Here is a 13,684-nt window from a genome sequence, read left to right on the forward strand (position 1 = left end):
CCGCTAAAGAACGGATTCTGATATCAAAAGGCAGGTACGATAGTGATGCGGGGCCCATTCCGGATGATTTTGACCTGGAACCTGCGCAACGTTTCTGCCAGCGGTCGACCGAACAGGAAATCGAGCAAAGAGGGGTCCAGGCGGGAGCGTTCAACGGTCACCTGCCGCAGGCTCTGGTCATAACGAACCATGCCTAGCAGCTCTTTGGCCGCCGTACCGCCCATTTTCCGGTTTTTGATGGCCGTCGCCAATTCGGCGACACGCGGATAAGCGCAACGGTGCTGATGCTCGCCGACCAGGTCGAACAAACCCGGCAGACGCGACAAGAGCCGGCTACGGGTCAGGCGATCCTGATCATACATCATCATGATCGCCTGGGTGTCCCAGCACGTGAGCACACGACACTCCGCGGGTCGGTGATCATAAATGGTGCACCCAACGGTTTCCTGGTTCAAGAACCGGCAGGTCGCGTCCGTGTCGGACACCCCCTTGATCTTGATGATGTCGCTCGGGGCCGGGCTCACCACGCCGCGGATGTTGTCGAAAGCCGGTTCACCTTCGCGAATGGTGCACAAATCCTTCAACAGGATTTTGCCCGAGGTGACAAGCGTCTCGTCCTGGACATGCAGGGCAGGCCCGCCCTTACAGCAACAGGTTCCGCAACGCCGGCACTGGTATTCGGATGGATGCATGACGGTCGACATGAGGCCCCCTATTACAACAAATCGGCCAAATTAAAAAGGCCGCTTCATACCAAGATGAAGCGGCCCCTGGAAAGTGCAATCCAATCGATGAGGGTCTATTTACCGGCGCGTCCGTCGTCACAAGGCTCGTCGGCGGCTCCGGCCCGTCCGTGTTCGGCGGTACTGGACAGGATGCAAACATCCGTCTCGCCGCTTACATCGGGGCTTAGCGGTTTCACCTCGGGCTGGGGCGGCGTCTCCTCGGCCATTTTCTTGAGTTTCTGATATCTAAGCATCAACTCCTTTGCCAACTGGGTGTGCAATCGGTCGGCCTCGGCCGGGAATAGCTTGTGCAGTGCCGCGTAGCGTACCTCACCCGAGAGGAACTCTTTCAAGCTGCCGTCCGGTGCCTTGGAATCCAGGCTAAAGGGATTCTTGCCCTCGGCCACCAGTTGCGGGTTGTAACGGTAGAGGGGCCAATAACCGCTAGCGACGGCCAGCTTGGTCTCTTCCTGGGTCTTGCCCATGCCCTTTTTGATCCCGTGGTTGATACAGGGTGCGTAGGCCAGAATCAGCGATGGACCGTCATAGGCCTCGGCCTCGGCGATCGCTTTGAGCGCATGCTGCTTATTGGCGCCCATGCCGATGCTGGCCACATAAACATAGCCGTAGCTCATGGCCATGCCCCCCATATCCTTTTTGGCCGTCTTTTTACCGGAAGCCGCAAACTTGGCGATCGATCCGGTGGGTGTGGCCTTGGAGCTCTGACCGCCGGTATTGGAATAGACCTCGGTGTCATATACCATGACGTTGATGTCCTCGCCCGAGGCCAACACGTGATCGATCCCGCCATAAGCGATATCGTAGGCCGCCCCGTCGCCGCAGAACACCCAGTAGGACTTCTTGGTGAAAAGATTGGACATGCCGTTGATCCGTGAGAGCAGGTCATTGTCCTTGAACTTGGGCAGCAGCGCTTTGAGCTGGTCGCCGTACTTTTTCGATCCTTCGGCTTCTTTCATGTTGGCCAGCCATCCGGAGAGAGCGGTCTTGACTTCGGCGTCGATATCGCCGGCCACTGCCTGTTCGGCCAACTGGGCCAACAGGCGGCGCTGCTGCAACTGTCCCAGCAGCATGCCGTAGGTAAATTCTGCCGGGTCCTCGAACAGGCTGTTGCCCCAGGTCGGTCCGTGCCCATCCTTGTTTTTGCAATAGGGAATCGCCGGCGCCGAGCCGCCCCAGATCGACGTACAACCGGTGGCATTGCCGATGACCATGCGCTCTCCAACCAGCTGCGTGATCAGTTTGGCATACGGCGTCTCGCCGCATCCTGCGCAAGCGCCTGAGAACTCTATCAAAGGTTGATAGAACTGGCTGCCCTTGACCGTGTCGCGTTTGGCCAGATGATCCCTCAAGGGAAGGGTCTGGGCATAGCGCTGATTGGGCACCTGATCCGTCAACTGGGTGGCCAGGGGCCGCATCACCAGGGCCTTGGTCTTGGCCGGGCAGATGTCGGCGCAGTTCCCGCAGCCCATGCAATCCTCTGCATAGACCTGGATGCGGAATTTGTAATCCTTGAACTCTTTGCCCACAGCTTTTTTGGCCTCGAAACCGGCCGGCGCCTTTTCCAACTCCTCGTCGGTGACCAGGAAGGGCCGGATGGCCGCATGGGGACACACCATGCTGCACTGGTTGCACTGAATACAGTTATCCATGATCCATTCGGGGACGTTGATGGCCACACCCCGCTTTTCATATTGGGTGGTACCCACCGGAAAGAGTCCGTCGGGTTTAAAGGCGCTGACCGGCAGTCGATCGCCCTGTTGGGCCAGTATGGGCCGCATCACCTCATTGACCCAAGGCGGCGCATCGAGACCGGCCGGCGGCGTTCCCTGGGCCTGCCCCCAGGCTTGGGGATAGTCGACCTCTATTAAATGATCCAGCGTGCGGTCCACAGCGTCGACATTCATCTGAACGACCTTGTCGCCCTTTTTGCCGAACATCTTCTTGATCTCTTTTTTGAGCAGCTCAAGCGCCTTTTCCACGGGAAGGACGCCGGAAGCCTGAAAAAAGGCGGTCTGCATGATCATGTTGATGCGGCCGCCCAGCCCCACTTCACCGGCAATCTTGACGGCATCGATATTGTAAAATTTTAGCTTCTTACGGGCGATGGTCTGGCGCATGGCGGCCGGCAGGTGGACCTCCATCTCCTCCAACGACCAGGGGCTGTTGAGCATGAAGGTCCCGCCCTCCTTGATGCCCTCCAGTACGTTGTAGGTGTTCACATAGGAGGGATTGTGACAGGCGATGTAATCGGCGGCATCGATCAGATAGGTGGATTGAATCGGTTGCTTTCCGAATCGCAGGTGGCTGATGGTGATACCACCCGACTTTTTGGAGTCGTAGGCAAAATAGGCTTGAGCGAACATGTCGGTATTGTCGCCGATGATCTTGATGGCGCTTTTGTTCGCGCCCACCGTGCCATCCGCCCCAAGGCCCCAGAATTTACACTGCACGGTTCCCTCGAGCGAGACATCGAAGCCCTCCTGCACCTCCAGGGAGGTGTGGGTGAGATCATCCACGATCCCGACCGTGAAATGATTTTTGGCGGCGCCGGTCATGTTGTCGTAAACGGCTTTTACCATGGAGGGATTGAACTCCTTGGAACCCAGTCCATATCGTCCGTTGAGCACCTTGATGCTGCGCCCGTTCTCCATGAGGCTGGTACACACATCCAGATAGAGCGGGTCACCCAGTGCCCCCGGCTCCTTGGTGCGGTCGAGCACCGTGATCATTCGGGTGCTGGCCGGAATCGCCTTGAGCAGATGCTCGGCGGAAAACGGACGGTACAGACGCACCTTGATCAATCCGATTTTCCGGCCCTCCTTGGCGTTCAAGTAATTGACCACCTCCTCGATGGTCTCGCACGACGAGCCCATGGAGACGACGATATGCTCGGCATCGGGCGCCCCCACATAATCGAACAGGCTATACGGGCGACCGGTCAGATCGCCCACCTTCTTCATGTAGTCCGCCACGATGCCCGGCACCTTGAGAAAATAGGCATTGGCCGCCTCACAGCCCTGGAAATAGACGTCCGGGTTCTGGGCCGTGCCGCGCAACTCGGGTCGCTCGGGGCTAGCCCCCCGGGCACGGAACCTGGCCACGGCATCCCAATTGACCAGCTTGGCCATATCCGCATAATCGATCATCTCGATCTTCTGGATTTCGTGGCTCGTACGGAAGCCATCGAAAAAGTGAACAAACGGCACACTGGACTCGATGGCCGCCAGGTGGGTCACCAGTCCCAAATCCATTGCTTCCTGAACCGAGGCCGACGAGAGCAGCGCAAAACCGGTCTGGCGCACGGCCATGACGTCCTGATGGTCGCCGAAGATGCTCAGGGCATGCGCCGCGACGGCGCGGGCCGTGACGTGCAGGACAGCAGGCAGTACCTCGCCCCGCATCTTGTACATATTGGGAATCATCAACAGCAACCCCTGGGAGGCGGTAAAGCTGCTGGTCAGCGCACCGGCCGCCAGCGAGCCATGCACCGCCGCGGCGGCGCCGGCCTCACTCTGCAGCTGCCGAATCAACACTTCCTGTCCGAAAATATTTTTACGGCCATTGGCCGCCCACTCATCGCAAATTTCGCCGATCGGAGACGAGGGTGTGATGGGGTAAATGGCTGCCGCATCGCTCATCGCGTATGCCACATGTGCTGCGGCGGTGTTCCCGTCTACCGTTTGCATCGTCTTTGCCATAAATCTTGCTCCTTTTTGTAATTTCGGTCTGTAACGCTAGGCGTAAAGTCCAACCTACCCCTTGGCCGCCGCACATTGGATGGACAACCTCATGAGGGTAAGAAAGAGTTTACAAAACCATATTCATAGATTGTTGGCAAGGCCAAAATGAATCTCCATCACTGCGGAAATGCTGTAAATACGGTAACAAAGTTACCAATTGTACTTTCTGGGGGCTTCAGGTCGCCCCTTTTGAATCCGATCCATGCGCTTCCCTGAAGCAGCGGGGGGACATGGTTGAGAAAATAGCTGAATGGCTCCCTGAACATTAAGAGCGGATTGATCTTGACGGTGGCAAAACACTCACCATATAGTAGTTTCAATCTCAAAAACAGGGCCCTCGAAGGCATACACCCCCGCGATCTAGCCATACACGATGGCCATAAACCGGATCGCTGCACCAGATCGCTGCATAGATGTTGTCCATCAACAGGGAACCTTGCGATGCGCCAAAACCACGATGAAGAGCCTAACGCGTCTATTTCCGCCTTTATCCCCAAAGCCCTGTTCGAGCGGGTGGAGGCCTTGTGCAAAGCCAAGGGTTTGGATCCCAAAGAATTCATTTTTGATGCCATCAGTGAAAAATTGGCAAACATGCACAAAGAAAAACGAAGGAAGCCCAGGCTTTAGACCGTCCCAACGTGTCACACCGGATTTGACAGGCCTGGCCGTTTCGTTTAGGATAAAAACATTCGTCGCAGTGCAGCAGCGTTTCTGATCAGCAGACCGTTTCACAAGCCATTCCCCCGAATTGGATGTGCCCTTCGGATGTCGCGCCTCCGAGCGTCGAGCGAACCACCCCCTAACTGAACTGAATAACGACCTCCCACAGTCGCTGTTTTGCTTTTCAAACCATGAGCGATGCGTGCCTGCGGCCAACCCTTCAACTTCCCGGCGCTGGGGTGCCGGGCCGAAAGGAGGTCATCATGAAATTCAGTGACTTGTTTATTCCGCGTTGGCGGAACTCAAATCCCGACGTCCGGATCAAGGCAATTGATAAAATAGACGATATCAACCTGCTCAAGCAGATATCCGAACGAGATGAGCACGCCATGGTGCGCGACGTCGCCGCGGACAGAATCGCGAAACTGGCGGCAACGACAAAAATAACGGAATAACATCAAGCTTCAATCCAACGGGCAGCGCGAGTCAGGGCGCCATTGACAATCGACCCACGATAACGTATCTGCGAACCACTTTTATAGAGAGTCGCAGACGGTGCCAATGCCCCCTGAATTAATCTACAGTACGCCCTTCTTTCTCGCATCGATAGCCATTCTGGTGGTGGCGGTGTTCATCCTTATTCGTCGAACCACACCCGGTGCCTGGTATTTGATCATGCTCTGCATGGCGGGGGCGTTCTGGGCGACCTGCGAAGGCATGCTCTATCTGGGCCTGGAAACGGCAGACAACATCCGCATCACCTTGATCCAGTATCTCGGCATCGCCACCGTTATCCCACTGGCGTTGATGTTTACGCTGTCAACATTCGATTTCCAGCGCTGGGTCAACACCATCAGCATCACGACGCTGACGGCCGCCGCAGCCACGATCATCGCCCTGGTCTGGAGCAACGCCTCACACCAACTGGTGTTCAGCCGTTTCTTCCCCATCGACGAAGGGCCGGTGCCCATGCTCGGCATCGAGCATGGCCCCTTATGGTGGGCGATCATCGGATATCACTATGCACTGACGGGGCTGATGAGCGCGATACTGATTCGGACCGTGCATGTCAACCAGGGCGCCCGCCGTTCCCAGGCAAGTGTCGTGCTAGCCGCCATCGGCGTGGTCTGGCTGGCCAACGCAATCTACGTCATGGGGAAAAGCCCGGTTGCCAACATGGATCTCGGGCCTCTGGCCTTTATTTTTGTCGCCTTTTCCCTTGCCTGGGGATTTTTCAAATATGACCTGCTTCAGCTCCTTCCCATTGCCAAGGCGCTTATTTTCAAGTCCCTGAGCGATCCCATCATCGTCATCGACGAAAAACGTCGAATCATAGACATGAACCCCGCAGCCGAAAAACAGTTCAATTTCAAGGCCTCCGACGCCATTGCACGGAATTTCGATCAAATATTCGACAAGCACCTGCAATTAAAAGGCATTCTCGATCAAGCCGCGGCAAGACAGCTCACCTTCCATACGGCCGAAGGGCCGCGGTTTTTCGACTTGGGCAGGTCCACGATCCGGGACAAAACGGGGAAAGAGATCGGGCAGATCCTGATTTTCCAGGACGTCACAGAAAACAAGCTGGCAAACGAGACCATTGTTGAAAACGAGCGCATGCAAGGCGTCCTGGAAATGGCCGGTGCGGTATGCCACGATCTGAACCAGCCCGTCGCCGTCCTGTTGAAGCAGACGGATAGGCTTGAAAGCGTGATAAGCAGCGACCATGCGCTCTACCCCAAGGTGCTCAAATTGGCCGAGCAAGCCAATCGATTGAGGGAAACGACCTTGAAACTGACAGGTATCACCCGCTATGAAACCCGCGAATATCTACGCAGTAAGATCGTCGACATCGACAAATCATCGGCAGATGCTTAATGGTCGCGTGCCCCAGCACTCGATCGCCCCTCTTGACGGAACGGTGTCATGCGTCCCGAACTGATCTATAGTGCGCCTTTTTTCATCGCCGCGTTTCTCATCATCATCGTCGCCGTGTTCGCCTGGCGACGGCGACGGATTCGAGGCGCCCGGTATTTATCCTTGGTATGCATGGCCGGCGCGGTCTGGTCGATATTCGAGGGTTTGCTCTACCTGGGATTGAGCCTGGAGACCGACATGTGGGTCACCTATGTGCAATATCTCGGCACCGCTCCCATGATTCCCCTGGCGCTTTGTTTCACATTCGCCATTTTTGGATTCGAACGTTGGATCCATCGCACGACCAAAACGATTTTCATCCTGATTCCCCTGGCCATGTTGGCGCTGGCGTGGACCGACCCCCTGCACCACCTGGTATATAAAAATTACTACCTGATCCACGACCATGCGGTTCCCATCCGTGGTTTCGAACGCGGTATCCTATGGTGGGGCATCATCGGCACCCAGTACATACTGGCCTTTGGGCTCACCACATTTTTGATCTACGTCGCGTGGATATCGTCGGGGGTCATGCGTGCCCAGGCCGGCGTCATCCTGGCGGCGGTCTCTATCGTTTGGCTGACAAGTGCGGTCTATGTGACCGGCAACAGCCCGATTTCCCATATGGATATCAGCCCTCTGGCCTTTATTCTCGTGGCCCTGTCCATGGCGTGGGGCTTTTTCCGCTATCACCTGCTGGACGTGTTGCCCATCGCCAAGGCCGATATCTACTCGGGTATCGGCGATCCCATCCTCGTCGTCGATGATCAGAACCACCTGTTGGATCTCAATCCCGCCGCCGAAGCCCTGTTTCATATTCGAACCTCTGCCAAGGATGCCGCCTTTCCCATGCCGATTCAACGGCCGGTCGCCCTGCCCTTGTCCCTCGCTCAACCCGAGGAAACGGTCTGCCTGGTAAACAATGGCACGAAACGTTTTTATGAAACCCGGACAACCCCTTTGCCGGACAAACGCGGCAACCGGATCGGTCGTATGATCATCTTGCGGGACGTCACCGAGCGTCATCGCGCCCAATGGGCACTGGGCCAAAGCGAGCGGCTGCAAGGTGTGCTGGAGATGGCCGGCGCCGTGTGTCACGACTTGAACCAACCGATCATGGCCATTATGGGCTATGCGGAATTGATCCTGCTGGACCTTGCCCAGGACGATCCCTTGTATCCCATCATGATGAATCTCACGGCGCAGTTGGAAAAAATCACCACGATCACCCAAAAACTGATGCGCATTACCCGTTACGCGACCAAAGACTACGGCGGTCAACAGATCATCGATATTGAAAAAGCCGCCACAGCTTCTGACTAAGTGGTCGCGGGCAAAAATACAGTGACGCAACGAGATGGTCGAGGCGCCCGTCCCGCAAGGCGCGAGAAGCGAGAATAGCGGGCCTATTTGAGCGCCGAGCAACGCAGTCGGGACGGGATGCATCGGCCATCGAATGCCGCTGTATTTATGCTTGCGACCACTAAGATTCCGCCGGCGCTCGCCGCCGGCAAACACGCAGGGGAGGAATGATCGACATGACACCTGGCCGAACAGGGACGTTCACCCTCTTTCTGGTTCTATGGATCGCCGCGCAGGGCTGCGCCGTGCCGCAGAAAATGTGGCCGCAAAAAGATATGGCACCCGCCGTGCGCACCGGCACCGTCGATGCGCCTAACATCCTGGTGGCCTCACGCCACAGTGCGTTCAAAACCGCACTGGTCGACGAACTCGGCCAACAAATGGCGTCCAGGGGGTTAAGTTTGGAAATCTTGGGGATAGAGGCGCTGGAAACGGTTGAGATGGAACGGTACGACGCGGTGGTGATCATCAGCACCTGTCTGGCATGGGGATTGGATACGCGGGTGCGCGCCTTCGTCGATCGGCAACCCCGCCACGACAAGTTGATTCTGGTCACCACCTCAGCGGCCGGCGATTGGCTTCCTGATGGCGAAATGCAGGCTTACGATGCCATCTCCGCGGCGTCCGAAATCGCCGAGGTGGAAGCCGTGGCGCGCAACGTCATGTCGAGCCTCCTATCGGTCATTGGCGATGTGAGCCCTTGATGGTTGATGGATTCCTAAAAAAATAGTCGGACGGTGCCGTCAATCCTTGAGCTGATCGAACTTGCAGCTCAAGGTCAAGGCCTCCCCATCGAAGGTGGTCTTGACCTTGTAGGGCAGGGTTTTAAACAAACGGATCATGGGCTGGTTGTGAGCGGCCGTGTAGGCCACCAGACCGGAGATGCCGTTTTCACGGGCCGCATCGGCGATCTTTTTGATGAAAATTTTGCCCAACCCCTTGCCTTGAAACTCCCGGCTCACCGTAAATGCCACCTCCGCCATGTTGCTCTCCAGCAACAGCAGGTATTCAGCGACGGCCACGACCCGGTCGAAACCCGATTCGCCGACGACACCGATAAGCGTCATGTCCTTGATGTAGTCGATCTGGGACTTGTTCTCGACCTCCCAGCGTTCGAAACTCGTCTTTTCGTGGAAAAAGCGCAGGAAGATATCGTCCTTGTCCAGCCGGTAATAGTGCTCCTGGATACGGCGTTCATCCACCGGCTTGGCCGGACGGATGGTAATGGTCTCGCCGTCCACAACGATCTTCTCTTCCAGGCTGACCGGGTAGACCGCCTTGGCCGCTTCGCCCAGGGTCCGCTCGGGGCCGACCAGACCGGCCTCCTTGGCCGCTTGAAACAGCTCGTCGCGAAAGTCCGGATGGGCGATGCTGATCATGGCGATCACCCGCTCCTGCAGACTCTTGCCAAAAAGATTGACCACGCCATATTCGGTGGCCACATACTGGACATCGCCGCGGGTCACCACCACGGCCTCGTTTTGCATCATGGGGATGATGCGGCTCTTGTTCCCGTCCGGCGTCGTGGAGCGCAGCATGATGATCGATTTGCCGCCGGGGCTGCGGCGGGCGCCCCGCACAAAGTCCCCGATGCCGCTGACACCGGCGAACAGGGTCTGGGCCACGGCTTCAGACGACACCTGGCCGGTCAGGTCGATGGCGCTGGCCACGTTCATCGACACCATGCGGTTGTGACGGCTGATGATATAGGGATCGTTGACATAGTCCGAAGGATGAAACTCGATGGCCGGGTTGTCGTGCAAGAATTCATAGAGCTCCTTGGTGCCCAAAGCCGCCGAGGCCACCAATTTGCCGTCGTTGAATCCTTTCTTGCGATTGGTGATCACCCCGATGGCATACAGATGCATGATGTCGTTGGTCAAATATTGTGAGTGGAAGCCCAGGTCGTTCTTCTGGGCCAGGGCCTGGACCGTGGCCTGGGAGTTGGCATCCAGTCCGACCTGCAAGGTAGCGCCATCGTCGATCAATCGCGAAATGTGGCGACCGATCCAGGTGGCGATTTCCGACCGCGGCGCCGGTTCGATGGTCAGCAACTCCTCCTCCTGCTCGACGATGCAATCAACGTCGTTGACATGGACGAAACTGCGCCCCATGACGCGCGGCATCCGGGAGTTGACCTGGGCAATGACCCTGGTGGCCGACATGGCCGCGGCCTGGGTCACATCGACAGAAACACCGAGGCTCATCCAGCCGAAATCGTCCGGCGGAGACACCTGAATCAGGGCCACGTCTATGGGCAGCTTGCGGCTCCGAAATAACAGGGGTACGTCGGAAATGTTCATGGGGGTGACAAAACGCAGGTTACGGGCGAAATATTCCGAACGGGCCGCACCCAGATAGATCTGGCGGATACTGAAACTGGTTTCGTAGCTCTTGGTGGCGATTTCGGTCAGCGGCGCACTTTCGTTGGACATCATGCGCACGATTTCGAGACCGGTAAAGGTATGCGCCTGGTCGGCCAGGGCCCTGACCAGGGCCTGGGGTTCACCGCATGCCGAGCCGATAAACACCCGCTGGCCGGAATGGATTCTTTGGATCGCCTGATCGGCACTTTGCCGTTTTTCAAGATAATTGTCGGCCCAATAGAGCGATTTGGCCATGGCATCTCTCCTTCGCTGAACCACAACATTGAACGCCCGGTTCATACAGTCTGATGTTGGACCGGACAGATGACCGGAAGAACTAGACGATAACAGCGCCACCCCGCACGATCAGGTGGACGCCTTGCAGGATCCAGAATCCGGCGGATCGAGGATAAACCGACAATCGGCCACCGTGGCTCCCTTGCCTTCAGGATGCACCAACAGCGGGTTGATGTCCAACTCTTTAATTTCCGGGTTGTCGCACACCAGATCCGACAAAGAGACGATCAATTTTTCCAGGGCCGCCAAGTCAACCTTGGGGTTGCCCCGAAATCCGTTCAAAAGGGTAAATCCCTTGATGCCGCGCACCATGGAGCGGGCACTGTTGCGATTGATCGGCGCCAGACGAAAGGTGACATCCTTGAACACCTCGACCATCACCCCGCCCGACCCGAACATGAGCAGGTGGCCGAACCTATCGTAACGGTTGGCGCCGAGAATCACCTCCTGGCCTTTGGGGGCCATCTTCTGTACCAGCACGCCGTCGATGACGGCTTCGGCTCTATAGGCCTTGGCGCCATTGATGATGTCGTCGAAGGCCTTCTCCACGTCCGCGGCATCGGCCAGGTTGATCTTGACGCCGCCGGCATCCGATTTGTGCACGATCTGGTCGGAAACGATCTTGAGCACCACCGGGTACCCCATGGCGTCGGCCGCCTTGACCGCATCGGCCGCCGATTGGGCCAGGATTGTGGGCAGCACGTCAAAACCATACGCCTTCAGCAGGTGAACGCCGTCCAATTCACCCAGGTAGTGTTTGCCGGCCGCCAAACTCGCTTCGATCGTCTCCCGGGCCGCGGCTTTGTCATGATGGAATGCGTAAGGCGCGAGTTCCTGCCGATTGAGCCATTTGGCATAGCGGTAGATGGCCCCGAAGGCTTTGGCCGTGTGCTCGGGAAACGGATAGACCGGCACACCGCTCTCCTGAAGGTATTTGACCCCGGCGGAAACATCGATGATCCCCATGAAACAGCAGAGGATCGGCTTGTGGGAACGCTTGGCGATGCGCACGATGGCCTCGGCCGTGCCGATGGCGTTGGTCATGGATTGGGGGGTGAGGATCACCAGGGCGCCATCCACCCCTTCGTCCCGAATCACGGCGTTCAAGGCGCTTTCATAACGGTCCTGGGCCGCGTCGCCGATGATATCCACCGGGTTATGGACATTGGCGGTGGCCGGCAGATGGCTTTTGAGCACCTCCACCGTCTCTTCGTGGAATTTGGCCAGTTCCAGCCCGGACACCACGGTCATGTCGGTGGCCACGATGCCGGGACCGCCGGCGTTGGTGACGATGGCCACCCGATTGCCATTGGGGACTTTGCGCCGCATCTTGCCCAGGGCGTTTTCATTTTTGTAGGCGAAGGCGATGGCGAAATCGAAGAGTTCATCGATGCTCTCCACGCGGATGATGCCCGACTGTTTGAAGATAGCATCGTATACCGCCTCGGACCCGGCCAGGGAACCGGTATGCGAAGCCGCTGCCTGGGCACCGGCGCTGGTGCGCCCGGACTTGATCACCAGGATCGGCTTGGGACGGTTGCCGCCGGTAATCTCCTTGGCGATCTTGATAAACTCCCGGCCACACTGGAGCTCTTCCAGGTAGATCATGATCACTTCGGTGTCCGGATCGTTCTGGAAGTATTTGAGCAGATCCACCTCGTCCACGTCGGCCTTGTTGCCGATGGAGATGAACTTGGAAAAACCGAAATCCCGATCGGCCGCAAAATCGAGCACCGCGGTGCACAGGGCGCCGCTCTGTGAGATGAACGACACGTTGCCGGCCTTGGGCATCCGGGCGGAAAAACTGGCGTTCAGACGCACATTATCGAGGGGGTTGATCACCCCCAGGCAGTTGGGACCGACGATCCGTACGCCGTGTTCCCGGCACATCTCGACGATCCGCCGTTCGATCTCCAACCCTTCGCCGCCCACCTCCTTGAATCCGGCCGAAACGATCACGACGCCCTTGACCCCCTTGTCGATGGCTTCCTGGATGGCGCCGATGGCGAGCTTGGGCGGCAGTATGATCATCGCCAGGTCGAGGGGATAGGGTATCTCGCTGATGCGCGGATAGGCCCGCACGCAGGCGATGGATTCCGCGCTGGGATTGACCGGGTAGAGCACGCCCCGATATCCTCCCTTTAGAATATTCACGAAAATATCATGTCCCACCTTGCCCGGTGTCGTCGAAGCACCCACGACGGCTACGGATTGGGGGGTAAATATGGCATCCAGGTCGATCATGTTTGTCGCTCTCCAATTTACGAGTTTAATGGAAAAGTATGAAAGTCGGAAAGTGGTAAGTATGAAAGCTGTGGCACTCTGTCATTTGATGTGACCGTCGAGAGCGTCTGAGTTTGTTTCAGTGGCCAGCAGTAAACATTAAAAAACAATATAGCTAAACTTTCCAACCTTGATAAAACTTTATAAAATCGCAGAGGCGTCATGTCGGCGAACGCCGGCATCCAGACCATAGCAAAAATACTGGATCCCGGCTTCCGCCGGGATGACGGGAAAACCTGATTCCGGATTTTTTCGACTTCATCAACTTTCATACCTTCATGCTTTCGTACTTTCTGGCTCTTTTACTTGTCTC

9 protein-coding genes are annotated in these 13,684 nt (G+C 57.1%); 5 read left to right on the forward strand and 4 right to left on the reverse strand.

Features of this window, described 5'->3' with window-relative positions; all coding sequences use genetic code 11:
* Window positions 1–23 precede the first annotated feature (23 nt).
* Both DFT_RS17645 and nifJ read right to left on the reverse strand, forming a co-directional pair.
* A complete protein-coding gene (locus DFT_RS17645) occupies window positions 24–704 on the reverse strand; it encodes a YkgJ family cysteine cluster protein (RefSeq protein ID WP_054032588.1) in 681 nt (226 codons plus the stop codon).
* Between the two features lie 95 nt (window positions 705–799).
* A complete protein-coding gene (nifJ, locus tag DFT_RS17650) occupies window positions 800–4,444 on the reverse strand; it encodes a pyruvate:ferredoxin (flavodoxin) oxidoreductase (RefSeq protein WP_054032589.1) in 3,645 nt (1,214 codons plus the stop codon).
* Between the two features lie 483 nt (window positions 4,445–4,927).
* Between nifJ and DFT_RS17655 the strand changes: the two genes are divergently transcribed.
* The 5 genes from DFT_RS17655 (at window position 4,928) to DFT_RS17675 (ending at window position 9,129) form a co-directional block, all read left to right on the forward strand.
* Entirely contained in the window at window positions 4,928–5,113 is a 186-nt protein-coding gene (locus tag DFT_RS17655; protein WP_054032590.1) for a hypothetical protein, read from the forward strand.
* A gap of 296 nt (window positions 5,114–5,409) precedes the next feature.
* Entirely contained in the window at window positions 5,410–5,601 is a 192-nt protein-coding gene (locus tag DFT_RS17660) for a hypothetical protein (RefSeq protein ID WP_054032591.1), read from the forward strand.
* A 106-nt stretch (window positions 5,602–5,707) separates the two neighbouring features.
* A complete protein-coding gene (locus DFT_RS17665; RefSeq protein ID WP_054032592.1) occupies window positions 5,708–7,024 on the forward strand; it encodes a histidine kinase N-terminal 7TM domain-containing protein in 1,317 nt (438 codons plus the stop codon).
* A 48-nt stretch (window positions 7,025–7,072) separates the two neighbouring features.
* A complete protein-coding gene (locus DFT_RS17670) occupies window positions 7,073–8,386 on the forward strand; it encodes a histidine kinase N-terminal 7TM domain-containing protein (RefSeq protein ID WP_054032593.1) in 1,314 nt (437 codons plus the stop codon).
* A 215-nt stretch (window positions 8,387–8,601) separates the two neighbouring features.
* Window positions 8,602–9,129, forward strand: a complete 528-nt coding sequence (locus DFT_RS17675) for a hypothetical protein (RefSeq protein ID WP_152972070.1) — start codon at window positions 8,602–8,604, stop codon at window positions 9,127–9,129.
* Between the two features lie 39 nt (window positions 9,130–9,168).
* Here the strand turns inward: DFT_RS17675 and DFT_RS17680 are convergent, their stop codons facing one another.
* Both DFT_RS17680 and DFT_RS17685 read right to left on the reverse strand, forming a co-directional pair.
* A complete protein-coding gene (locus tag DFT_RS17680; protein WP_054032595.1) occupies window positions 9,169–11,046 on the reverse strand; it encodes a bifunctional acetyl-CoA hydrolase/transferase family protein/GNAT family N-acetyltransferase in 1,878 nt (625 codons plus the stop codon).
* Window positions 11,047–11,157: 111 nt separating this feature from the next.
* A complete protein-coding gene (locus DFT_RS17685) occupies window positions 11,158–13,332 on the reverse strand; it encodes an acetate--CoA ligase family protein (RefSeq protein WP_054032596.1) in 2,175 nt (724 codons plus the stop codon).
* Between the last annotated feature and the right edge of the window lie 352 nt (window positions 13,333–13,684).

It is taken from the genome of Desulfatitalea tepidiphila (assembly GCF_001293685.1).
GTDB lineage: Bacteria > Desulfobacterota > Desulfobacteria > Desulfobacterales > Desulfosarcinaceae > Desulfatitalea > Desulfatitalea tepidiphila.

What these genes read in the sequence shown, in the direction of transcription:
- DFT_RS17680 (WP_054032595.1), bottom strand. Translation starts at nt 11,046, where the DNA reads ATGGCCAAATCGCTCTATTGGGCCGACAATTATCTTGAAAAACGGCAA.
- DFT_RS17660 (WP_054032591.1), top strand. Translation starts at nt 5,410, where the DNA reads ATGAAATTCAGTGACTTGTTTATTCCGCGTTGGCGGAACTCAAATCCC.
- nifJ (WP_054032589.1), bottom strand. Translation starts at nt 4,444, where the DNA reads ATGGCAAAGACGATGCAAACGGTAGACGGGAACACCGCCGCAGCACAT.
- DFT_RS17665 (WP_054032592.1), top strand. Translation starts at nt 5,708, where the DNA reads ATGCCCCCTGAATTAATCTACAGTACGCCCTTCTTTCTCGCATCGATA.
- DFT_RS17675 (WP_152972070.1), top strand. Translation starts at nt 8,602, where the DNA reads ATGACACCTGGCCGAACAGGGACGTTCACCCTCTTTCTGGTTCTATGG.
- DFT_RS17685 (WP_054032596.1), bottom strand. Translation starts at nt 13,332, where the DNA reads ATGATCGACCTGGATGCCATATTTACCCCCCAATCCGTAGCCGTCGTG.
- DFT_RS17670 (WP_054032593.1), top strand. Translation starts at nt 7,073, where the DNA reads ATGCGTCCCGAACTGATCTATAGTGCGCCTTTTTTCATCGCCGCGTTT.
- DFT_RS17655 (WP_054032590.1), top strand. Translation starts at nt 4,928, where the DNA reads ATGCGCCAAAACCACGATGAAGAGCCTAACGCGTCTATTTCCGCCTTT.
- DFT_RS17645 (WP_054032588.1), bottom strand. Translation starts at nt 704, where the DNA reads ATGTCGACCGTCATGCATCCATCCGAATACCAGTGCCGGCGTTGCGGA.